At 41.1% G+C, this 21662-nt stretch carries 27 protein-coding genes, 1 tRNA gene and 2 pseudogenes; 22 read left to right on the top strand and 8 right to left on the bottom strand.

What is annotated here, in order from left to right:
- Positions 1-740 precede the first annotated feature (740 nt).
- Genes LRS05_RS17555 through LRS05_RS17540 form a run of 4 tightly spaced genes read left to right on the top strand, consistent with a single transcriptional unit; the run spans position 741 to position 2364 of the window.
- On the top strand, positions 741-983 hold the full coding sequence (locus LRS05_RS17555) for a hypothetical protein (RefSeq protein ID WP_308225098.1): 243 nt from the start codon (positions 741-743) through the stop codon (positions 981-983).
- Complete coding sequence (locus LRS05_RS17550; protein ID WP_308225096.1) at positions 980-1237, top strand: hypothetical protein; 258 nt, start codon at positions 980-982, stop codon at positions 1235-1237. The genes LRS05_RS17555 and LRS05_RS17550 overlap by 4 nt, the downstream gene beginning before the upstream one ends.
- Positions 1183-1629: a hypothetical protein gene (locus LRS05_RS17545; protein ID WP_308225094.1), complete on the top strand. Its 447-nt coding sequence runs from the start codon at positions 1183-1185 to the stop codon at positions 1627-1629. The genes LRS05_RS17550 and LRS05_RS17545 overlap by 55 nt, the downstream gene beginning before the upstream one ends.
- Before the next feature lie 3 nt (positions 1630-1632).
- Positions 1633-2364: a M1 family aminopeptidase gene (locus tag LRS05_RS17540; RefSeq protein ID WP_308225092.1), complete on the top strand. Its 732-nt coding sequence runs from the start codon at positions 1633-1635 to the stop codon at positions 2362-2364.
- 87 nt (positions 2365-2451) lie between these two features.
- Here LRS05_RS17540 and LRS05_RS17535 read toward each other — a convergent pair whose 3' ends face one another.
- The 3 genes from LRS05_RS17535 to LRS05_RS17020 are packed head-to-tail and all read right to left on the bottom strand — an operon-like array spanning position 2452 to position 4254.
- On the bottom strand, positions 2452-2868 hold the full coding sequence (locus tag LRS05_RS17535) for a hypothetical protein (protein WP_308225090.1): 417 nt from the start codon (positions 2866-2868) through the stop codon (positions 2452-2454).
- 46 nt (positions 2869-2914) lie between these two features.
- Positions 2915-3406: a hypothetical protein gene (locus LRS05_RS17530; RefSeq protein ID WP_308225088.1), complete on the bottom strand. Its 492-nt coding sequence runs from the start codon at positions 3404-3406 to the stop codon at positions 2915-2917.
- Positions 3403-4254, bottom strand: a complete 852-nt coding sequence (locus LRS05_RS17020) for a CPBP family intramembrane glutamic endopeptidase (RefSeq protein WP_308224882.1) — start codon at positions 4252-4254, stop codon at positions 3403-3405. The genes LRS05_RS17530 and LRS05_RS17020 overlap by 4 nt, the downstream gene beginning before the upstream one ends.
- A 188-nt stretch (positions 4255-4442) precedes the next feature.
- On the opposite strand from LRS05_RS17020, the gene arsC reads away from it, so the two are divergent.
- Together arsC and LRS05_RS17525 are read left to right on the top strand one after the other, a co-directional pair.
- Positions 4443-4784 (top strand): arsenate reductase (glutaredoxin), encoded by a 342-nt coding sequence (arsC, locus tag LRS05_RS17015; RefSeq protein WP_257868295.1) that lies wholly within the window; start codon positions 4443-4445, stop codon positions 4782-4784.
- A gap of 78 nt (positions 4785-4862) precedes the next feature.
- Positions 4863-5099, top strand: coding sequence for a carboxypeptidase regulatory-like domain-containing protein (locus tag LRS05_RS17525; RefSeq protein WP_308225086.1), 237 nt, complete (start codon positions 4863-4865; stop codon positions 5097-5099).
- Here the strand turns inward: LRS05_RS17525 and LRS05_RS17520 are convergent.
- Positions 5083-5277, bottom strand: a complete 195-nt coding sequence (locus LRS05_RS17520) for a hypothetical protein (RefSeq protein ID WP_308224886.1) — start codon at positions 5275-5277, stop codon at positions 5083-5085. The two genes, LRS05_RS17525 and LRS05_RS17520, sit on opposite strands and share 17 nt — an antisense overlap.
- Here LRS05_RS17520 and LRS05_RS17515 point away from each other — a divergent pair.
- Positions 5276-6838, top strand: a complete 1563-nt coding sequence (locus LRS05_RS17515; RefSeq protein ID WP_308225084.1) for a TonB-dependent receptor domain-containing protein — start codon at positions 5276-5278, stop codon at positions 6836-6838. The two genes, LRS05_RS17520 and LRS05_RS17515, sit on opposite strands and share 2 nt — an antisense overlap.
- On the top strand, positions 6823-7425 hold the full coding sequence (locus LRS05_RS17510) for an outer membrane beta-barrel protein (protein ID WP_308225082.1): 603 nt from the start codon (positions 6823-6825) through the stop codon (positions 7423-7425). Before LRS05_RS17515 ends, LRS05_RS17510 begins: the two co-directional genes overlap by 16 nt.
- 215 nt (positions 7426-7640) lie before the next feature.
- On the opposite strand, the gene LRS05_RS17005 is transcribed toward LRS05_RS17510, so the two are convergent.
- Positions 7641-8096, bottom strand: a complete 456-nt coding sequence (locus tag LRS05_RS17005) for a hypothetical protein (protein WP_257868296.1) — start codon at positions 8094-8096, stop codon at positions 7641-7643.
- 59 nt (positions 8097-8155) lie between these two features.
- Positions 8156-9451, bottom strand: a pseudogene (locus LRS05_RS17000) (Glu/Leu/Phe/Val dehydrogenase).
- 313 nt (positions 9452-9764) lie between these two features.
- Here LRS05_RS17000 and LRS05_RS16995 point away from each other — a divergent pair.
- The 9 genes from LRS05_RS16995 (at position 9765) to LRS05_RS17800 (ending at position 15944) form a co-directional block, all read left to right on the top strand.
- Positions 9765-10556 carry a sulfite exporter TauE/SafE family protein gene (locus LRS05_RS16995; RefSeq protein ID WP_257868298.1) on the top strand — a complete coding sequence of 264 codons (792 nt, stop codon included), beginning with the start codon at positions 9765-9767 and terminating at the stop codon, positions 10554-10556.
- A 24-nt stretch (positions 10557-10580) separates the two neighbouring features.
- Complete coding sequence (locus LRS05_RS16990) at positions 10581-11987, top strand: rhodanese-like domain-containing protein (protein WP_257868299.1); 1407 nt, start codon at positions 10581-10583, stop codon at positions 11985-11987.
- Between the two features lie 73 nt (positions 11988-12060).
- A complete protein-coding gene (locus LRS05_RS16985; RefSeq protein ID WP_257869352.1) occupies positions 12061-12300 on the top strand; it encodes a DUF4369 domain-containing protein in 240 nt (79 codons plus the stop codon).
- A gap of 4 nt (positions 12301-12304) precedes the next feature.
- Positions 12305-13228: a TlpA disulfide reductase family protein gene (locus LRS05_RS16980; RefSeq protein WP_257869351.1), complete on the top strand. Its 924-nt coding sequence runs from the start codon at positions 12305-12307 to the stop codon at positions 13226-13228.
- A gap of 150 nt (positions 13229-13378) precedes the next feature.
- Positions 13379-13459: transfer RNA gene (locus LRS05_RS16975), tRNA-Tyr, on the top strand.
- A gap of 288 nt (positions 13460-13747) precedes the next feature.
- On the top strand, positions 13748-14323 hold the full coding sequence (locus LRS05_RS16970; RefSeq protein ID WP_257868357.1) for a Crp/Fnr family transcriptional regulator: 576 nt from the start codon (positions 13748-13750) through the stop codon (positions 14321-14323).
- Between the two features lie 95 nt (positions 14324-14418).
- Positions 14419-15480: an NADH:flavin oxidoreductase/NADH oxidase gene (locus LRS05_RS16965; protein ID WP_257868358.1), complete on the top strand. Its 1062-nt coding sequence runs from the start codon at positions 14419-14421 to the stop codon at positions 15478-15480.
- Positions 15481-15499: 19 nt separating this feature from the next.
- Complete coding sequence (locus LRS05_RS16960) at positions 15500-15850, top strand: DMT family transporter (protein WP_257869350.1); 351 nt, start codon at positions 15500-15502, stop codon at positions 15848-15850.
- Positions 15789-15944 carry a DMT family transporter gene (locus LRS05_RS17800; protein WP_374707805.1) on the top strand — a complete coding sequence of 52 codons (156 nt, stop codon included), beginning with the start codon at positions 15789-15791 and terminating at the stop codon, positions 15942-15944. The genes LRS05_RS16960 and LRS05_RS17800 overlap by 62 nt, the downstream gene beginning before the upstream one ends.
- 102 nt (positions 15945-16046) lie before the next feature.
- On the opposite strand, the gene ychF is transcribed toward LRS05_RS17800, so the two are convergent.
- On the bottom strand, positions 16047-17141 hold the full coding sequence (gene ychF, locus LRS05_RS16955; RefSeq protein WP_257868360.1) for a redox-regulated ATPase YchF: 1095 nt from the start codon (positions 17139-17141) through the stop codon (positions 16047-16049).
- Between the two features lie 199 nt (positions 17142-17340).
- Between ychF and LRS05_RS16950 the strand changes: the two genes are divergently transcribed.
- A complete protein-coding gene (locus tag LRS05_RS16950) occupies positions 17341-17514 on the top strand; it encodes a hypothetical protein (RefSeq protein WP_257869349.1) in 174 nt (57 codons plus the stop codon).
- Between the two features lie 37 nt (positions 17515-17551).
- Positions 17552-17878: a hypothetical protein gene (locus LRS05_RS16945; protein ID WP_257869348.1), complete on the top strand. Its 327-nt coding sequence runs from the start codon at positions 17552-17554 to the stop codon at positions 17876-17878.
- An 87-nt stretch (positions 17879-17965) separates the two neighbouring features.
- On the opposite strand, the gene LRS05_RS16940 is transcribed toward LRS05_RS16945, so the two are convergent.
- Complete coding sequence (locus tag LRS05_RS16940; protein ID WP_257868362.1) at positions 17966-18319, bottom strand: 4Fe-4S dicluster domain-containing protein; 354 nt, start codon at positions 18317-18319, stop codon at positions 17966-17968.
- A 76-nt stretch (positions 18320-18395) separates the two neighbouring features.
- On the opposite strand from LRS05_RS16940, the gene LRS05_RS16935 reads away from it, so the two are divergent.
- The 3 genes and pseudogenes from LRS05_RS16935 to LRS05_RS16925 all read left to right on the top strand — a co-directional run bounded on the left by LRS05_RS16935 (position 18396) and on the right by LRS05_RS16925 (position 21657).
- On the top strand, positions 18396-19454 hold the full coding sequence (locus tag LRS05_RS16935) for an acyl-CoA reductase (RefSeq protein ID WP_257868363.1): 1059 nt from the start codon (positions 18396-18398) through the stop codon (positions 19452-19454).
- 81 nt (positions 19455-19535) lie between these two features.
- Positions 19536-20607 (top strand): annotated as a pseudogene (gene serC / locus LRS05_RS16930) (3-phosphoserine/phosphohydroxythreonine transaminase).
- Positions 20608-20694: 87 nt separating this feature from the next.
- Positions 20695-21657: a D-2-hydroxyacid dehydrogenase gene (locus LRS05_RS16925; RefSeq protein ID WP_257868364.1), complete on the top strand. Its 963-nt coding sequence runs from the start codon at positions 20695-20697 to the stop codon at positions 21655-21657.
- Positions 21658-21662: the final 5 nt, after the last annotated feature.

Raw genomic sequence — 21662 nt, 5'->3', positions numbered from 1 at the left:
TGACATACTAACATTTCTGTACGCGAAAACAAGTAAAATGAAATTTACAGCTGAACTGCAGCAACTTCTGCAAACAACCATGATGCCCCGACGAAAATGATGGGTTAAAGGTCGCAGAAATGATGAATGTTACAAAATGCAAACATGATATCAAAAGCTATAGCTTCTCAAAATCCTCAACCAGGAGATGCAGTACTTGAGTTAGTCCCGGCAATGGGAAAACATATTGAGTAAATATTTAAGATTGACAATATAAAATACTTTGGGGCAGATATTTCGAAAACTATGGTAGCTGAATGCAATAGACGGTTTCAAAGCTATTTAACAACGTAAATGAAAATATTAGCTGATGGCCTGACACTCCCTTTCCCCGACAGTTCTTTCAACAAGATTTATACAGTAAATACAAATCTATTTTTGGCAAGATGCTAGTGCAGTTACACTTCGGAAATTTTCCGTGTTCTGAAATCAGGGGATTGCTCAGTATTGCTTATATACCTGAACGAATTATGCAAAACATACCTTTCACTAAATATGGGTTTTAACCATTATAGTGAAAGCCGGCTGAAAAAGCTTACTTGGAATCGGGCTTTATAATCCGGGATGAAATGATAGAAAATGAATTAATTACAGGTAATACCGGTCAGCAGATTTCAGCGTGAATTTGTAATAATCACAGCATCTAAAGGTTAGCACGTAACTTTAGTATTTTTCATGACCAATACTCAAACAACACCCTCATGAAAAAATTTATACTGGCAGCGGTCATTATACTCCCAATGCTTTTATCGGCACAAAGCATTACACGCCGTGACACCCTGCAGGGTGGCCTTCGCCCCGAACGTACAAGTTTTGACGTACAGCGATATGACCTTAATATTACCATTGATCCTGATAAGCGCTACATTTCAGGATATAACGATATCACATTTGGTGTTGTTGAAAAACACAGAAAATACAGCTTGACCTCTTTGAAAACATGAAGGTTGACAGTATTGTTTTTGAAGGTAAGAGGCTTACGTACAAACGTGATAATGATGCGGTTTTTATAACTTTCCCAAAACAACTTAAGAAAGGTAATGAATATGCATTGCGGTTTCATTATTCAGGCAAGCCGCTGGTAGCAAAGCGCGCACCTTGGGATGGCGGCTTCGTGTTCAGCAAAGACGGCAACGGAAAGCCGTGGATTGCAGTAGCAGTACAAGGCACAGGCGCAAGCCTTTTTGGTATCCGGTAAAAGACCACCAGACTGATGAGCCAGACCGTGGAGCAAGCATTAAAGTGGCTGTGCCAAACGGGCTTATGAATGTGAGCAACGGCCGCCTGAAAGGCAGTACCGACCTTAAAAATGGTTATACACGCTGGGACTGGGAGGTGAAAAATCCTATAAATAATTATTGTATTACTGTAAATATTGCAGATTACGCTCACATTCACGAAAGCCATAACGGACTTGATCTTGATTATTATGTATTGAAAGCCAATGAGGAAACTGCCCGCAAACACTTTGAGGAAGTTAAGCCGATGATGGATTGTTTCAGAAACATTTTGGGCAGTACCCATTTTATGAAGACGGATATAAACTGGTGGAAACACCATATTTGGGTATGGAACACCAAAGTGCCGTAGCTTATGGTAATAAGTACAAGAAAGGCTATATGGGGATATGATGCCACAATGACGGGCATCGGGATGAAGTTTGATTACATCACCATACACGAAACCGGGCATGAGTGGTTCGGCAACAGTATCACTTCAAAAGACATTGCCGATATGTGGATACACGAAGGCTTTACCACGTATAGCGAATCAGTTTTTGTGGAATGCCGTTTTGGATATGACGAAGCCATGAAATACATCAACGGACAGCGTAACAGCGTAAGCAATGATAAGCCTGTAATTGGCATTTTCGGTGTAAATAAGCATGGCTCCGGCGATATGTATTACAAGGGCGCGCTAATGCTGAATACACTTCGGCATATAATTAATGATGATGCCAAATGGTGGGCTATGATATTAAAATACAGCGAAACTTTCCGCAAAAAAATAATTGACACCGAAACTGTTGTTGAATTTTTCAATAAAGAAAGCGGTATGAACCTTACACCCGTTTTCAATCAGTATCTGCGTTACAAAGATATTCCTGTACTTGAACTAAGAATGTGCAAAGGCCTTCTTTGTAGTCGCTGGAAAACTGACGTAAAAGACTTTGCAATGCCTGTAGATGTAATGGTTGATGGCAAACAAATAAGGCTATACCCAACAACCACAGGTTGGGAAGAAAAATTTTTAAAAGATGTAGACAGTACTGATGATGTTGAAGTTATGACAAAAAAATTCTTTATAAAAGTTGAAAAAACCTAATTAGCAACATTCTCTTCACGGATTATCTTACCGGAAGTTGTTTCGGCAAACTGAGGAACAAATAGTATTTCTTTGGGTTTTTCAAACTTACTTAGCTTTGAAAAAAATAGCCTTGTCAACATCAAAAGGCTCTCCTTCAATAACTAGTATCAGTTTTTCGCCCAGTTCCTCATCCGGCATCCCTTTCATGAAAAACCTCCGACTAATTTTGCCGGCCAGCTTCTCCTCTATCTGTTCAGGAAAAAGCTTTACACCTCCGCTGTTCACCACATTGTCATACCTCCCCAGCCAGATAAATTCATTTTCATTAAGCACCTGAACCACATCATTGGTAACTACCGGCTCGTCACAAATTGCTTCAGCATCAACAACAAGGCAATGCCTGTCATCTTCTTGTATTTTTACATGAGGCAGTGTTTTAAAGGCCTCCTCGCCTACTCTTTTTGCTGCAATATGCGTAATGGTCTCTGTCATGCCATACGTTTCGTATATCTCACTATTCACAGCCTGCAGCTGTCCTGCCAGTGCAGCGCTTACTTTTGCCCCGCCCCTAAAATCGGTTTTTTACAAAGCTTAATTTTTCGATACTGTGCTGTGCCTGAAGAGGTACCATCGCTGCAAAATCGTACTGGGTATCAATCCGCTCCAGGGGCGTTGATGAAGGTGCAACAAGGTCAAGCTCCCACCCCAGGATAAAGGCACGAACCAGCATCATCTTTCCGGCGACATACTGTGTTGGAAGGCAGTGCAGCGCTTTTATTCCTGCCTCAAGATCAAAGAAAGCGCCGGTGGCTAAAGCAGAGTTTACCATAGCCTGCTTATCAATCCTGATGGTTTTAGGCGCTCCTGTTGTGCCTGATGTCTGCATCTCGATAGATGTATCAGCATCAAACCAGTACATAAGGAAATCACCTACTGCCTTTTCGAAAGGTTCACCTTCTTTTATAAAACTGTAAGCAATACGCAGCAGGTCATCTTTTGTGAGATGGAAACCGTTGAGTTTAAAGGCGGGGTGTACAAAATTGTAATCAGGATTGGTCATATCTCTGTGTTGTTTGGTATAGTGTTGTTTGCAGGACTTTCAAGTTTACCGGTCAGTTTTTCGTTCCATGAGTGCCATTTATATTTTCTGCTGAAAATAAAGAGGATGATTGGATATATTACCAGCAACGGAACAAATATATCCCAGCTTGCGGTAGGTTCAGAAACATCTTTAAATACTGATGGTGTACGGAAGGCAGTCCAGTCGGCAGTAACCATAAGTGCTGCGGTAAGGTTATTTGCGGCGTGAAATCCCAATGCCAGTTCTGTACCTTCATCCATCAGCGTCATAATTCCTAATGCCAGGCCTGTGCCAACATAATAAAATGTAACTACATAGCCCATTTTCCCCACTTCAGGATTAGCAAGATGCATACCGCCGAAAATAAGCGAAGTCATTATAAGCGGAAACCACTTGTTTTTAGCCAATAAACCAAAGCCCTGCATTAAATAACCACGGAAAACAAGCTCTTCCACAGAGGTTTGTACGGGAATAAGTGGCACAGCAATGAGGGCGAGTATTAAAAATTTATCCCAGTTAAACTGGTAAATATATTTGCCGGGCTCAGCATAATATGCAAGCAAAAGAGAACCAACAGAAAATATTGTCCACAGAACAAAAGCAAACATGATTCTGCCCCAGTCGGTTTTCGGCCTTGCAGTAACAATGTCTTTAAAAGGCTGTTTGTGAAGCTTTTTCACAACAATAATTAACCCAACCATTGCAAACGCAAAAGATATAAGTATCAGGAAAAGCGTAAGGTTCATGTCGAGAAAACCCATCATGGCGTCTTGCGTGGTTGGCATAGGCCTTCCGGAAGACATAGTTTCAGCGGCGATTGCAAACATAAGTGGCACTTGCCCGAAAAAGGATGCCATTATAACAATAAATGAGCCTAAAAGATACTTCCAAAATCTGTTTTCAGGAATAAAGCCTTGTTTTATAAACATTGTATTTGCTGATGTTTTATGTATTTCTTAGCACTAAGTTACTTTAAATTTCAGATAATAATGGCTTTCTTTGCAAAAAGAATTTGATGATAACCATTTATCACAACCCGCGTTGCAGCAAATCACGTGAAGGCCTGGAGTTACTTGAAAAAACTGGCAAAGAATATTCTGTTGTGAAATATCTTGACACGCCTCTTACCAAAATTGAGATTAAAGATTTGCTGAAAAAACTGGGAATAAAACCCTTAGAGCTTGTAAGGCAGAAAGAAGATATCTGGAAGGAGCATTTCGCTGCTAAAAAGCTAACTTCTGTACAGATAATTAATGCTTTGGCAAAGTACCCTCAGCTTATTGAACGGCCAATTATTGTAAATGGAGACAAAGCTGTTATTGCCCGACCTGCTGAGAAAGCTAAAGAAATATTTTAACAAACATTTAAGATTATCGAGTTAAACTAAAATCCAACTTTTGCGTCTAACACATCATTACATACTACAAATACTTTCATGAAAAACATTTTAAACGCCTTATTACTTATTCTATTCGTTTCAACAACTGCATTTGCACAGGGAAATAAAATTAAAATTACAGGAAAGGTAACTGAGCAGGGTTCTAACCAGCCGCTTGAATTTGCTACAGTAAGTGCATTATCTACGGCGGGTACCGTTGCAGGCGGCGGGCTTACCGATGCCCAGGGTAACTATGATTTTGAAGTAGCTCCCGGGACTACAGCATACAAATAGATTTCATATCATTCAAATCAACTGTAATACCGGCAAAGTCGTATACCGAAAATACAAATCTTGGCGCATCTGCTCTGGCTCCTGATGCCGAGCTGCTGCAAGCAGTAGAAATTGTTGGCGAACGCACCACGGTAGATATAAAGCTTGATAAACGTGTATATACAATCGGTAATGACATGATGGTGAAGGGCGGTACCGTAAGCGATGTGCTTGACAATGTACCGTCGCTCTCAGTTGACAGTGAGGGTAACGTGGCGCTTCGTGGCAACCAGGGTGTAACTATACTTATTGATGGCCGCCCTTCTACACTTGCGGGATCTAATGTGGCTGAAGTATTGAGGCTGCTACCGGCAGATTCTGTTGACAAAGTCGAAGTTATAACCAACCCGTCAGCGCGATATGATGCTGAGGGTGGCGGTGGTATAGTGAATATCATCCTTAAAAAAGGTAAAGCAGACGGCTTTAATGGTTCGATTACTGCAAATACCGGGACACCTGATAATCATGGCTTTGCAGCAAACCTTAACTTGCGCAGCACAAACTTTAATTTTTTCAGCAATCTTGGTTATAACTATCGACTAAATCCGGGTAACTCGTTCACCAATAGTCGTTACCTCAATGAGGACACAAATGAGACAGAAAGTTTCACAAACGAAACCCGTGATAATGAGCGCCTTCGTAAAGGCTATAACGCAAGCTTTGGCCTGGAATGGTTTCTTGACAAGACAATCACATGGACAAACTCAGTAAACTTCCGCAGGAACACAGGGGGTAATAAAGTTGATACTTACTTCGATAATTTTAATGCCGATGGAAGTTTTATAAACAGGATATACAGATATAATAACCAGGACGATCGTGATGTTAACGTAAATTTCTCGTCAAGCCTTACCAAGAAATTTAATGACAACGGCCATGAACTTAGAGTTGATGCCTCGGTGTCAAAAAGCATTGATGATGAAAATGCAGTTATAAACAACACAACGCTTGCCGGTGCAGGATCTGCTGACACTTTTGAGCATACAGTGAATGATGAAAAGCAGGACAGGCAATTGCTGCAGGCCGACTATGTATTGCCTATTGGAGAGAACACCCGCTTTGAAGCCGGTTATCGCGGAAGTTTTACCACACTTGAAACTGATGCACAGGCTGAAAGGCTTAACCCTACAACCGGGGTTTGGGAAGACAACCTTAACTTTACCAACTTTCTACAATATAAAGAAAATGTAAATGCGCTATATGCCCAATATGGCTCTAAGATCAATAAGTTTTCGTATATGTTTGGCCTGCGTTGGGAAGATTCAAATATTGATGTGAATTTAATTGACAGGAATGAGTACAACAATAAACGTTATAATAACTTCTTCCCTAGCGCATTTTTAAATTATGAATTTAGCGAGAGCAGCAACGTGAGCCTCAGCTATAGCCGCCGCATAAACAGGCCGCGCGGAAGGTTCCTGAATCCCTTCTCAGGGCTTGAAAGTAACATAAACGTTTTCCGCGGTAACCCGGACCTTGACCCAAGTATGACTAACGCTTTTGACTTAGGATACTTAAAGCGCTGGGGTAAAGTTACGCTGAATACATCTGCTTACTTAAATATAACTACTGACAGCTACCAGTTTATAAGGCGCCAAAACGGTGAATTTGTAACACAGATAGTAGGAGGTGAAGATATTGTTGACCCGGATACGGGGAAATTACCCCAGTTGATGAGCTGGACGTGCGCACACCGGTAACTACTACCACCCCGATAAACCTTGCTAAAGAATATCGCTTTGGGCTTGAGTTCAATATAAACTACAACCCGTTCAGGTGGTGGAGGATAAACAGCAACTTCAACTTCTTCCGTAACCAGACCGATGGTGACTATACATTTACTTACATTAATGAGAACAATGAAATAGTTAACGATTACCAAAACTTTGACTTCACGGCATACGCCTGGACTACGCGTATAAACAGTAAAATTAACCTTCCGTGGAAAATAGACTGGCAGTTGAACGGAAATTATGAAGGCACACAAAAAACCGCACAGGGAAGCCGCCGCGGCGTAGCGAGCGCTAATACAGCGCTAAGTAAAGACTTCCTGAAAGATAAGGCTACCATAGCTTTGAACGTGCAGGATATCTTCAACTCCAGGAAAATGAAGATCGAAACCTATATACCATACAATGTACAATCATATGGCGAAATGCAATGGAGAGAGCGCCAGATAACACTTTCATTCACCTACCGCTTTAACATGACAAAAGCCGACAGGCAGAAAGAACAGCAGCAAAACCGCCAGCAGCAGGATGACGGCGGCGAATATATGGGAGGATAAAACAAAGAAGCTTTCGGGCTCCTTTTTTTGTTGGGTTTCCATTTCGAGCGAAGCTTGCGGAGTCGAGAATCTCAACTCTTAAATTTTAAATAGAAATTTCTCAGTTCCGCTACGCTGCATCCGAAATGGAACTTCAGTGTAAATCTAAACCTCTGTGTCGCTCTGTGTGTTCTTTGTTAACCTCTGTGAAAAAATTATGTAACTCACAATCTTTATCACTCTCCCCTCCCCGCTGCTTCAAAAGCTGCACGGTCAATTTTGGGTGAATAATCTTTAGTGCCGTCTACCAAATTACGGATGAGCACAAATGTACCAATACCTGCCATGGCTGCGCCAACAGCTGCATCACCGCGATTGCATTGGTTATCGTAATAGTTCCAGATTGGGTCGGGCAATGCATTGGGAATATTCTGAGTGCCGTTGCTATAAAATCGGTCATCTGAGCTTACATATATTTCACGGCTTTTAAAAGCCATGGTATCAAACGTATATTGCTCACGCCCGAAAATCTTAAAGTAATTTGTTGAATAATAGGACAGGTTCGCCGAAGGTAATGATACTTGTACAGAAAAAGAATTTTCTTTCAGCGCAGTTGATAAATTTGGGCTTATATCTTGCGCAAATCCACAAACCCCTGTAAACATCAAAAAGGTATAGAGTACATTTTTCATAAGTGGCTGATTTGATGGTTACTCAAATATAATAAAAAAGGCGCTCGTAATGAGCGCCTTTAAAAATAACTTATATATCCATTAAGGAAAATACCCCTTTGTTTGTAAGCCAGTTCTATGCGTGTAAGGGCTACAATGTAAGCGGCAGTCCTCCAGTCAGTCTTGTACTGTACCGAAGCGCTTATAACTTTGCTGAAAGCTTCTTCAAGCTTTTTACGAAGCTTGATAATCACATCATCCATGTTCCATATCTCACCGTTACGGTTCTGAAGCCATTCGAAGTAGCTGCCAATAACACCGCCAGAGTTACAAAGAATATCAGGGATTATATCAATGCCGTTCTTAAGCAGTATTGTTTCACCTTCAGTATCGGTAGGGCCATTGGCGCCTTCAGCTATAACCTGTGCTTTTATGGTAGCAGCATTTTCCTCAGTAATCTGGTTGCCAAGTGCAGCAGGTATCACGATATCACAGTCAATCCCGAAGAACTCTTCAGAAGCATAGTCCTGAGAGTTTTTGAAACCTGTGATAGTAGCATTATCAGCCTGGAAACGAAGCAATGCTTCAGGGTCTATACCTTCAGGGTTATAGATAGTTCCAGTAGCATCTTGTACGCCTACCAGTATAGCGCCATTCTTGTTCATAAAGTGTGCCGCCCAATAGCCTACGTTACCAAAGCCCTGCACTATATAGCGTTTGCCTTCAAGGCTTGTGCCGCGAAGTTTAGCCCATGCCTCAAGTGTAACCACAACGCCAAAGCCCGTGGCACGGTCACGCCCTTCAAGCCCGCCGCTGCCTACCGGCTTACCGGTAACAACATGCTGGTTTTTAGAACGTTCAGACGGAGATTTTGTCGACATATACGTATCGGCAATCCATGCCATCATCTGTGCATTTGTATTCACGTCCGGGGCAGGGATATCATGCTCAGGGCCGATGTTGTCTCCAAGAGCAAAAGTGAAGCGGCGTGTTATACGCTCCAGCTCACCCTGCGAGTATTTTTTTAGGGTCAATTTGTATACCGCCTTTACCACCGCCATAAGGCAGCCCTGCAAGCGATGTTTTCCATGTCATCCAGGTAGCCAGTGCGCGTGCAGCATCAATGTCTACAGTTGGGTGGTAGCGCAGGCCGCCTTTGTACGGGCCAAGCGCGTTATTATGCTGTACGCGGTAGCCGGTAAACACTTCTACCTGGCCATTGTCCATCTTCACCGGGAAGTGTACAACAATTTCATTATTAGTAATTGAAAGAATTTTTTAACGCTTTCATCAAGGCCCATAACGTAAGCAGCTTTCTCAAACTGGTTTTTTACGTTTTCATACATGCCCAGGCGGGGCTTTGTCGCTGTTGCCATTGCTATTTAATTTACAACCTGTTATTTAATATTAAGCGCTCATTTAAAAAAAGCGTACAAATATATGTTGTTGCCGTTAAATGCTGAAACCTTTTCATTAATAATTTCTTAGAAATTTCAAGTTAAAATAACCTATACGGCAAAATAAGAACATCAAAAGGCATACCGAATTGCATATGTGATAATTTTAATAAATCAACATCTATGTAATCATCTAATAGTCAGTCTTATAAATTGTGGTGTAACTAAAACGTTTTTTCTTGCAAAATTCTCTGTTGCTAAATATATTATCTTAGTGGCAAAACTATCAGATTTGGAAGCAGTTTTAGGCTATATAGGCGCATTTATAATCGGACTAATTCTCGGGCTCATGGGCGGCGGCGGCTCTATACTTACCGTGCCCCTGCTTGTTTACGCATTGGGTGTATCACCTGTTATTGCAACCGCCTACTCACTATTTATTGTAGGAACAACATCTGCTTTTGGCGCTGCGCAGAATTATTATAAAGACAATTTAGCTGTAAAAACAGGCCTGATGATTGCTTTGCCATCATTTATTGCAGTATATCTTACACGAAGATACATTGTTCCTGCCCTTCCCGAAATATTGACCTATGTTGGCAGTGAACCTGTGTACCGCGACCCGTTTATCATGGTGCTTTTTGCCCTGATAATGACAGGTGCTGCAATATCACTTATTTTTAAGAAAAGTGATGAATCTGCATCTGTAAAAAAATTAAGCTACATTTATGTATTGCCTTTAGTCATACTTATTGGTGCAATAATGGGGCTCGTAGGCTCCGGCGGAGGCTTTATGTTTATACCCATGCTTGTTTTCTTTGGTGGATTGCCTATGAAAAAAGCTGTCGGCACCTCGTTGTTGATAATAGCTCTAAATTCACTTACAGGCTTTATTGGCGATTTGCAGAACATTAGTATCAACTGGTCTTTTCTCCTGTCCTTTTCTGTGGTCTCAGTTTTTGGTATATTTGCAGGAAGCTACCTGCACAGGTACATCAATGAAAACCAGCTCAAGCGTGGTTTTGGTTGGTTTATACTGCTAATGGCAGCCTTTATACTGGCAAAAGAATTTATAGGGTTTTAACCCAACTCACAAAACAAAAACATTATGAAAATAGAACAAATATATACCGGATGTATAGCACAGGCCGCTTATTACCTTGAAAGCAATGGCGAGGCCGCAATCTTTGATCCTTTACGTGAGGTTCAGCCTTATATTGACAAAGCTGCCAAAGACGGTGCAGAAATTAAATATATTTTTGAAACTCATTTTCATGCCGATTTTGTCTCGGGACATTTAGACCTTTCACAAAAAACGGGTGCGCAAATTGTTTACGGCCCAACGGCAAAGCCGGGTTTCAGCGCGCATATTGCCACAGACGGCGAAGAATTCAAAGTCGGGAAGTATACTGTAAGGGCTATCCACACCCCGGGGCACACAATGGAAAGCACCTGTTACCTGCTGATTGATGAAAATAATAATATACACGGAATTATAACCGGCGATACATTGTTTATAGGCGATGTAGGAAGGCCTGACCTCGCGCAGGGACTTACCCTAGAACTGACACAGGAAGTGCTTGCAGGCCATTTATATGATTCGCTGCGTAATAAAATAATGCCGTTGCCGGATGATATTACAGTATATCCAAGCCACGGCGCAGGCAGTGCTTGCGGCAAAAACATGAGCAAAGAAACGACTGATACATTGGGTAACCAGAAAAAAGTGAATTATGCCCTGCGTGCAGACATGACTAAAGAAGAATTCACCAAAGAACTTCTTGACGGCCTCGGCGCTCCCCCGGCCTATTTTCCTCAAAACGTGATGCTGAACATAAACGGTTACCAAAGCCTTGATAAAATTATTGAGCGCGGCAGCAGGGCACTTTCTCCTGAGGAATTTAAACAAAAAGCAGGTGACACAGAAGCTATAATTCTTGATGTTCGCCATGAAGATGATTTTTGTGAAGCACACATACCTGGTTCAATATTTATAGGCCTGAACGGAAATTTTGCCCCATGGGTTGGTGCACTTATCATGGATGTTAACCAGCCATTACTGCTTGTAACCCCTGAAGGTAAAGAACAGGAGGCCATAACCCGCCTGGCCCGCGTTGGGTTTGATAATACATTGGGGTATCTTAAAGGTGGAATTTCAGCCTGGAAAAATGCAGGTTTTGAGACTGACAGCCTTGCAAGCATATCGCCGGAAGAATTTGAATCAGCCATAGCCAATGAGGAGCATACAATAATTGATTCACGCAAGCCCGGGGAGTTTTCCGGCGGGCATATACTTGAAGCTGTGAATATTCCGCTTGATAATGTAAATGAAAGATTAAATGAAATACCTGACAGGCATTTCTATATTCATTGTGCAGGCGGCTATAGAAGTGTGATTATGGCCAGCATACTTAAGGGCCGCGGAATACATAACATGACTAACGTACAAAAAGGTTTTGCGGGTATTAAAAACACCAATATACCAACAACGCTTAACAGTGCTGCCTGCAGCTAATTATTTCAATCGCAAAATATCTTAATGAAGTAATTTTAGATACATTTGCACCATAACAAATACAGAAAAATAAATGAAAAAGTACATTTTATTTTTTGCTGTAGCAGGCATGATAGTATCATGTAACAAGCTGGCAGAAAATGAGTTTGAAATTACAGGGAAAATTGACAAGTCACTTGACGGTAAAAATGTAATTCTGGAAAAACAAGGCGGAATGATGGGCTTTGTACCTGTTGATACCGCAAAGGTTGAAAATGGTAAATTTACTTTTAAAGGTACAGTAACCGACCCCTCTACACGTTTTAAATGTTGACGGTATGGTTGGCAAAACAGAGATTATTCTTGAAAACGGCGAGATAGAACTTGATGTTGACAAAGATTCAATCTTCAAGACAAAGCGTAGCGGTACATTCAACAATGATAAGCTTGATGAGTACTACACCAGCATAAACAAGATGCGCCGTGAAATGATGGACTTCCAGAAGAAGAACAAAGATGCAATGATGAAGGCTTATCAGTCTCAGGATACTGTTGCTATGAATAAACTTAACAAGAAGTATCAGGAACTTTCTAAAAGAATGCAGGATAATGCGATTGATTTTGTTGAAAAAAATCCTAAGGCATATATAAGTGTGCTGCTTATAACACAGATGGTTAGCATGCAGACAAAACCGATAACTGAACTTAAGAAATACTACGATAAGCTTGATGCTGACCTGAAGAAAACCAAAGAAGGCAAAGAGCTTGCTGAAATGATTAAAAACAATGGTATGCCTGCACCTATGGCACCACAATCTCCGGAGGGCAAAGCGGCTGCACAGCCGGGAAAGCAGGCAGCGGGGTTTAGTGCGCCAAACCCCGACGGAAAAACTGTTTCACTTAAAGAAAGCCTTGGTAAAGTAACCATTGTAGACTTTTGGGCATCATGGTGCGGCCCATGCCGTAAAGAGAATCCAAGTGTGTTGGCGCTTTATAACCGTTACCACAGCAAAGGCCTTAATATCATAGGCGTTTCGCTTGATGATAATAAAGAAAGCTGGAAAAAAGCCATTGCTGCAGATAAGCTTGAATGGACACATGTAAGCAATCTTAAAAAATGGGACGAGCCTATTGCCAAGCTATATCGTGTTGAAAGTATACCTGCCACATTTATACTTGATGCAAAAGGTAACATAGTTGCTGAAAACCTTCGTGGATCTGACCTTGAAGCTAAAATTAAAGCACTGATTGAGGCCAAATAATTTCTTTAAATATTTATATTGAAGGCTGCCATTGAGCAGCCTTTATTCTTAAACAGCTTCACTCCCAGCCTATTAAAAAATACTTATTAAAATACCTTACAATATCTTTGTTTTACCTGAAAAACAATATATATTTGCAACCGCTTATGAGGGGAGATACTCAAGCGGCCAACGAGGACGGACTGTAAATCCGTTGGGAAACCTTCGCAGGTTCGAATCCTGCTCTCCCCACGAAAAGGGTTAAATACGGAAAATCAAGCTTTTCCAAATTTTACAAAAACCCACAAAAAATGTATAAAACCTGCAAAATCAATGATTTGCAGGTTTTTTTATTTCCCTGCACTTCACCAGAATTTATAAAACGGCACAAAAGTTCTGTGGCAAAATCCCGGCAAAATACAGCGCAGAAAAATTTTGCCACAAGATGGTAATTTTAGGTTGTTGCTTTTTTTAAAAGTATTTCCATACATTAGCTGTAGTATACGGTATTTTATATGAATTTCATTAAAATTTAGGAAAGTGTACAATACAGGATTAGCAGATTTTTTGAGCAGCCGTATAGAGGTTAATGATACAGAAATTCAGGATTTCCTGAAAATGTTTGTATCCAGATCTGTGAGAAAGAAACAATTAATTGTACAACCCGGCTTTACCGCATCTAAGAGATTTTATATTGTAGACGGGGCACTACGCTCATTTGTAATCAATGAATCTGGGCAGGAAATTACCATTGCTCTTGCTGTCAAAGACTGGTGGATTACAGATTATAACTCCTATATTTATCAACAACCAGCCACTTTATTTGTTGAAGCACTCTCCCATTCTGTGATTATGGAACTCTCCTTTGATGACGAAAAATATTTAAAGCAACTCAACCCTAAATATGAGTCCTTTTTCCGGATCATAGCAGAAAGGGGCTTAGCGGCACAACAGAGGCGTATGATAGCCCTTCATACTCAAACTGCTGTGCAGCGTTATGAAAATTTTGCCAGGCAGTATCCGCAGTTTATACAAGAGATTCCACAATATATTATTGCTTCTTTTTTAGGCATGTCTACAGAGTTTTTGTCAAAAATCAGGAATAATAAACTCTGAATGTTGAACTACTTCAACCTTATTTTTTAAAATACTTCATTTTCCCTGTCAGCATCCAAGGTGAACTTTGTACTGTAATCAAAATACAATGCAAAATGAAAGCACTTTTCAGCCCGTTAAGCCTGCGGGGCTTAACTTTAAAAAACAGGATTGTACTGTCGCCAATGCAGCAGTACAGTGCACAAAACGGAAAGCCCGGCCAATGGCATCTGGTTCATCTCGGTAGCCGCGCTGTAGGGGGATCGGGATTGATTTTAACCGAATGCACCGCTGTGTCTCCGGAGGGTATGTGTACCTTATCAGATGTTGGAATCTGGAACCAGGAACAGGTACAAGCATGGAAAGAAATTACAGACTTTGTACATGCGCAAAATTGTAAAATAGGTATCCAGCTATGGCATGCAGGAGGTAAAGCCAGTACAAGCCATCCTGAGCAGGGCTTTAAACCATTAAAAGCTAAAGACGGAGGATGGAGTCCTAAAAGCTCTTCAGCAACTTCAATTAATGAACACCAACCACAGGAAATGACTTTGGAAGAAATTGAAAAAGTAATAAATGATTTTCAGCAAGCTGCAAAAAATGCTTTAGACGCCGGATTTGACGTTATTGAGCTTCATGCTGCCCACGGTTATCTGCTGCACCAGTTTTATTCGGCTTTAATCAATAAAAGAAAAGACATGTATGGCGGCGGTTTTGAAAACAGGATCCGGTTGTTGCGGGAGGTAGTAACCTCAGTACGTGAAGTAATACCTGATACTATGCCATTATTTGTACGGCTCTCAGCAGTTGATTACAGCAATAGTATAGATGCGTGGACTATAGAAGAAAGTGTAAGGCTAAGTGAAATCCTGAAGGAATTGGGTGTAGATTTTATAACAGCTTCCGGAGGCGGCTTTGTACAGGTTGATCAAAACATTGTGAAGCCTGGATACCAACTGCCACTGGCAACATCTATTCGTAACCAGGTAAATATTCCTGTAGGGGCCGTGGGAATGATTGTGGATGCGTTTCAGTCTAATGAGATCATCGAGAACAAACAGGCAGATCTCGTGGTAATAGCCCGTGAGCATTTACGTGATCCTTATTTCGGCATTCATGCAGCTATTGAACTTGAGGAGCCTGCAGATGTACCATGGCAATACAAAAGGGCATTTTAAAATTAAAAATTATCTAATAATGGAAAAAATAATATGGATTATTCTTGCCTTCCTGGCAGGAGCGTTTCTGCCGTTTCAGGCAGGGATGAATAGTAAATTAGCGAAAACCGGAGGTAGTCCTGTGCATGCCTCAATGATCTCTTTTGCTATTGGGGTAATAGCTTTGGTCATGTATATCGTTTTAACGTCTCAAAATGTATCGTGGAAAGGTTTAAAAGATGCTCCTGCATATGCCTGGCTTGGAGGAGTTTTAGGTGCATTTTATGTCACGGTAATAGTGCTGGCTTTTCCTAGAATTGGGTCCGGGAATGACTTTCGGACTTGTAGTAGCAGGCCAGCTGATTATCTCTGTGCTCATGGAGAACTTTAATATTATGGGTGCTCAGGAACACAGTATCAGCTTTGGCAGAATTATTGGTATGGCCCTGATTGTAGGCGGCGTTATTATAATGAAAAAATATTAAGTCTTAAATCTCGTGAAGCAAACTAATTATAATCATTAGGTTTATATAAAAAGCCCCTCATTTATCACGAGGGGCTTTGTTATAAGAACTTATACTATAATATTATACGTTAAAACGGAAGTGCATAACATCACCGTCTTTTACAATATATTCTTTACCTTCAACGCGTAGTTTCCCGGCTTCTTTTACTTTTGCTTCAGAACCGAATGCTACATAGTCATCGTACGCTATTACTTCCGCACGGATAAAGCCCTTTTCAAAATCGGTATGGATAACTCCTGCTGCCTGCGGCGCTGTATCACCTACCTGTATTGTCCAGGCCCTTACCTCTTTTACCCCGGCTGTGAAGTAAGTTTGCAGTTTTAAAAGTTTATAAGCAGCCCTGATTAAAGCTGAAGCTCCGGGCTCTTTAAGGCCAAGGTCTTCTAGAAACATCTGGCGCTCTTCGTAAGTTTCCAGTTCAGTAATATCGGCCTCTGTACCAACAGCCAATACAATAACCTCTGCATCTTCTTCTTTCACAAGTTCACGAACCTGCTCTACATATTTATTACCGGTAGCGGCAGAGCCTTCATCAACATTACAAACATAAAGCACAGGCTTTGTAGTAATCAGCTGGAAGCTTTCCATCAGGTCGGTTTCATCCTGGTTCTTTGGCTGTACTACCCTGGCAGATTTACCCTGAAGCAGCACTGCTTTTATATTTTCAAGCAAAGCATCTTCAACAACTGCTTCTTTAATACCGGCTTTTGCAGTGCGCTTTACTTTTTCAAGACGTTTTTCTACAGTTTCAAGGTCTTTTAGCTGAAGCTCAATATCAATAGTTTCTTTATCACGTATCGGGTTTACACTGCCGTCAACGTGCACAATATTGTCATTGTCAAAGCAACGCAGTACATGGATGATGGCATTACACTCACGGATGTTCCCCAGAAACTGGTTACCAAGCCCTTCGCCCTTACTGGCACCCTTTACAAGCCCGGCGATGTCTACAATTTCAACAGTTGCAGGTACCACACGCTCAGGGTTTACCAGCTCTTCAAGCTTTTGCAGCCTGGGGTCGGGTACATTCACCACACCCACGTTTGGCTCAATAGTACAAAACGGAAAGTTGGCGCTTTGTGCCTTAGCGTTTGACAAACAATTAAAAAGTGTTGATTTACCCACGTTTGGTAATCCTACAATACCTGCTTTCATGTAAAGTTGTTATTTTAAGGGTGCAAAGATAATCATTTAGGTTGTTGAATTAATAAGATAATTAGACCTTTCGGCTTTTGACTAATGGCGTGTTGCTTATGGCTAAGCAGACTTTATGACTACTTTATCTTTTCTTTATCAACCATTTTAACAATACGCAGGTACTTTTGTAAGTGTAAACCCATTAAAACGGAAAATCATGAAAAATATAGCTTTAGCATTGGCACTGGCTTTGGGGCTTTCTGTAAATGCACAGGTAAACAGGAATGTTACACAGGAAACTACAACTAAGCGTACCACAGTAAACAATGGTGTACAGGGAGTAAAAAGTACCGAAGTAAAACCAAACACGCACAGCGCAGCAAGAACTTGATTTTAAAGATGCTGAATCAAATAAATTAAATAAAGACTTGAGGACCACTCCGGTAGCGGTAACAACCTCTACAACGGTGTCGGGTGATGGTATCCCTACACAGGAAATTGACCGCTCAAGCTACTACACCCTGAATGGCCAACGCTATCAGTTTGTTACAGACAAAACCGGTTACCGTGTGATTTCTGGTGATAACCAGAACTTTGGTACAATGAGGAGAACATCAAATAACAACTATATTTACCGAAGCGGCACTACAACATCAATTGGTTACTTTGATAAAGACGGAAACTTTGTAGTTGAAAGTTATGATGATAAAACCGATGGTGTTACAGTGCAGACATACAGCCGTGTAAGGCCGTAAAAATTCTGAAAGATCACAATATATACTCTATGAAAAAGAAAAAATCCTGAAGTTATGCTTCAGGATTTTTTATTACACTAATGTTAATTACTCATCGCCATGTAAAAACGCCTGGCGATTAAGCAGCGTTTCTTCGCTTTCCACGTGATTTTCGTCAGGCACACAGCAGTCTACCGGGCATACTGCAGCACACTGCGGCTCATCATGGAAACCCTTACATTCAGTACATTTATCAGGTACGATGTAGTATATATCGTCTGATATCGGCGTATGAGGCTCTTCAGCATCAATCTCCTCGCCTGTCGGTAAAACAATCCTTCCGCGAAGTTTGGTTCCGTCTTTGTAGCGCCAGTCATCAGCGCCCTCATATATCGCAGTATTAGGACATTCAGGTTCGCATGCCCCGCAGTTTATACATTCATCTGTTATAACGATAGCCATAGCTTGTCTTAAGTATTTTAGTAGTAAATTTGCACCAAAATTACGCCCAAAACTATTCATACGCAAATACATTAGCATGACTTTAGCAGCACGTAAAGCAGCATTCGCAGAACTTGGCAGGTTTTTATCGCAGTTTCATGAAAATGGAAGTGTGGAAGATGCAATTGTAAAAAATAATTCACCCTTTTTTGAAGACTTTTTACAACTTATACAATTGTCGCAGTCACACAATCGCTGGTTTACGCCTGAACAGGTTTATTTTGCGATTGAATCATGGGCTGAAGCGCTCACTCCTCAAAATCTTGATAAATGGCTATCAGCCTATGATACAGAGAATGTTCATCCTAAAAAAGTAGGCCTTATACTGGCAGGGAATATCCCGCTTGTAGGGTTTCATGATTTTTTGAGTGTATTGATCACAGGCCATAAAGTTTTGGTGAAAACATCATCAAACGACCAGCACCTCTTGCCATTCCTGGCAAAATACCTCATCACAATTGAACCGAAATTTGCTGACTATATTACATTTATTGAAGGAAAGCTTGAAGGCTTTGATGCCGTTATTGCAACAGGCAGCAACAATACCGCCCGCTATTTTGAATACTATTTTAAAGACAAGCCGGCTATCATCCGTAAGAACCGTAACTCGGTAGCAGTGCTCACAGGCGATGAAACCAAAGAAGAGCTTGAAGCGCTGGGCGAAGACATTTTCAGGTATTTTGGCTTAGGCTGCCGTAATGTATCAAAGCTGTTTGTGCCTGAAGGCTATGACTTTACAAAGTTTTTTGAAGCGATGTATAAATACAAAGATGTTATTGCTTATGAGAAATATGCTAATAACTATGATTATAACAAAGCGGTTTTCCTGATGAGTAATTTCAAAATTCTCGACAATGGCTTTTTGACGATTAAGGAAGATACCGGCTATGGATCACCCATATCGAGTGTTTTTTACGAGTACTACAACGATAAAGTTGCTTTAAAAAACAGGCTTGAAGCGGACACTAATCAATTGCAATGTGTTGTAAGTCAACTTAATATACCTAATAAAATAGCTTTTGGCGAAGCTCAGCATCCACGGCTTTGGGACTATGCCGATAATGTGGATACAATTTCATTTTTGCTAAAAATATAGCCGAATTATTGCGGATTTTTTCTGCGATATTTCTCCTGCATTTCAGAAATTTGCATACACAATTTAACGGTTCATTAACAGATGAAAATACATAATTTCAGTGCGGGTCCTTCAATCCTTCCGCAGGAGGTTTTTAAAAAAGCTGCAGAAGCTGTAATCGATTTTAACGGCAGTGGTCTCTCACTTCTTGAAATATCGCACCGCAGTAAAGATTTTGTAAAAGTAATGGACGAAGCCCGTGCTCTTGTTCTGGAACTTATGGGGCTTGAGGGTAAAGGCTATCAGGCATTATTTCTGTCTGGCGGTGCGAGCCTTGAATTTGTGCGGGTACCTTACAACCTAATGAAAAAACTGGGCAAAGCGGCCTATCTTGATACTGGTACCTGGGCTGCAGGGGCAATTAAGGAAGCCCGTAATTTTGGCAATACAGAGATTGTAGCATCTTCAAAAGCAGACAATTACACCTATATCCCGAAAGACTATAACATTCCGGCTGATGCAGATTATTTCCATTGTACCAGCAATAATACCATTTTCGGCACGCAGATGTTCAGTTTTCCTGAAACAAATGTGCCAATTGTGTGCGATATGAGTTCTGACATTTTTTCGCGTGAGCTTGATTTTTCTAAGTTCAGCCTGATATACGCAGGTGCTCAGAAAAATATGGGGTCCGGCCGGTACAACACTTGTCGTGATAAAAGAAGATTTACTTGGTAAAACAGGACGCACTATTCCCGGAATACTTGACTATAAGCAGCATATCGACAAAGAAAGCATGTACAACACACCATCTGTTTTTGCAGTGTATACATCTTATCTCACCCTTCAATGGTTAAAGGCTAATGGCGGTATTTCAGCTATGGAAAAACAGAACAATCTGAAAGCAGAACTGATATACAAAGAAATTGACCGTAATCCGCTATTTGTTGGTACAGCAAAAGCAGAAGACCGCTCAAAAATGAACGTAACCTTTCTACTAAAAGATGAGGCACATACCGAAACGTTTGATAAATTGTGGAAGTCTGCCAATATAAGCGGCCTCAACGGTCACAGAAGTGTTGGCGGATACAGGGCGTCTATCTATAATGCTATGCCATTAGAAAGCGTGCAGGTGCTTGTAGATGTAATGAAAAAGCTGGAAGAAATTGTTTAAAGTTTTAGGTTTGCCAATCTCACACGAGACAATAGCCGAGCACGTGCAGCAAATCTTAATTCATAAATCTTAAATCTTAAATCGAGAATGAAAATATTAGCAAATGACGGTATTTCAAAAAGTGGTATAGCTGCACTTGAAACAGCCGGTTTTGAAGTCATAACAACAAAAGTAGCGCAGGAACAGGTGGCTAATTACATCAACGCCAATAACATCAGCGTGATACTGGTGCGCAGTGCTACAAAAGTCCGCAAAGATATTATAGATGCATGTCCGGGACTGAAAATTATTGGCCGCGGTGGTGTAGGCATGGATAATATTGATGTTGACTATGCCCGCGAAAAAGGCATCCACGTGATAAACACTCCGGCTTCATCATCAGATTCTGTTGCGGAGCTTGTGTTTGCGCATTTATTTACCGGAGTACGTTTTCTATATGATGCTAACAGGAATATGCCGCTTGAAGGCGATACTAATTTTGAAGGCTTAAAGAAGGCTTATGCTAATGGTATTGAGCTTCGTGGCAAAACTCTTGGCATTATTGGTTTTGGTAAAATAGGCCGCTCGGTAGCAAGAATTGCTTTAGGCCTTGGCATGCGTGTTATAGCGAGCGACAAGTTTGTAGGCAATGCCGATATACGGGTTGATTTCTACAATGGCCAGTTCATTAATGTTGAGATAATCACTGAGCCTATTGAAGATATATTTAGGCATGCTGATTTTATAACACTGCATGTACCGGCACAGGACGGCTATGTGATTGGTGAAGCAGAACTTATGGCAATGAAAGACGGTGTGGGCATAATCAATGCATCACGCGGTGGCATTATTAATGAAGTTGCCCTGATTGATGCACTTGAAGGCGGTAAAGTTGCATTTGCAGGGCTTGATGTTTTTGAAGATGAGCCAAAACCGGCAGTGCAGGTGTTGATGCACCCAAAAATTTCTCTTACACCACACATTGGCGCTGCTACGCTTGAAGCGCAGGACAGGATAGGTACAGAACTTGCCGAGCAGATAATAAGCCTGCTAAAAACTGAGAATACTTAATCATG

This window comes from Flavobacterium sp. J372 (genome assembly GCF_024699965.1).
Classification (GTDB): domain Bacteria; phylum Bacteroidota; class Bacteroidia; order Flavobacteriales; family Flavobacteriaceae; genus Flavobacterium.
This window is presented reverse-complemented; position numbering and strand designations above follow the sequence as displayed.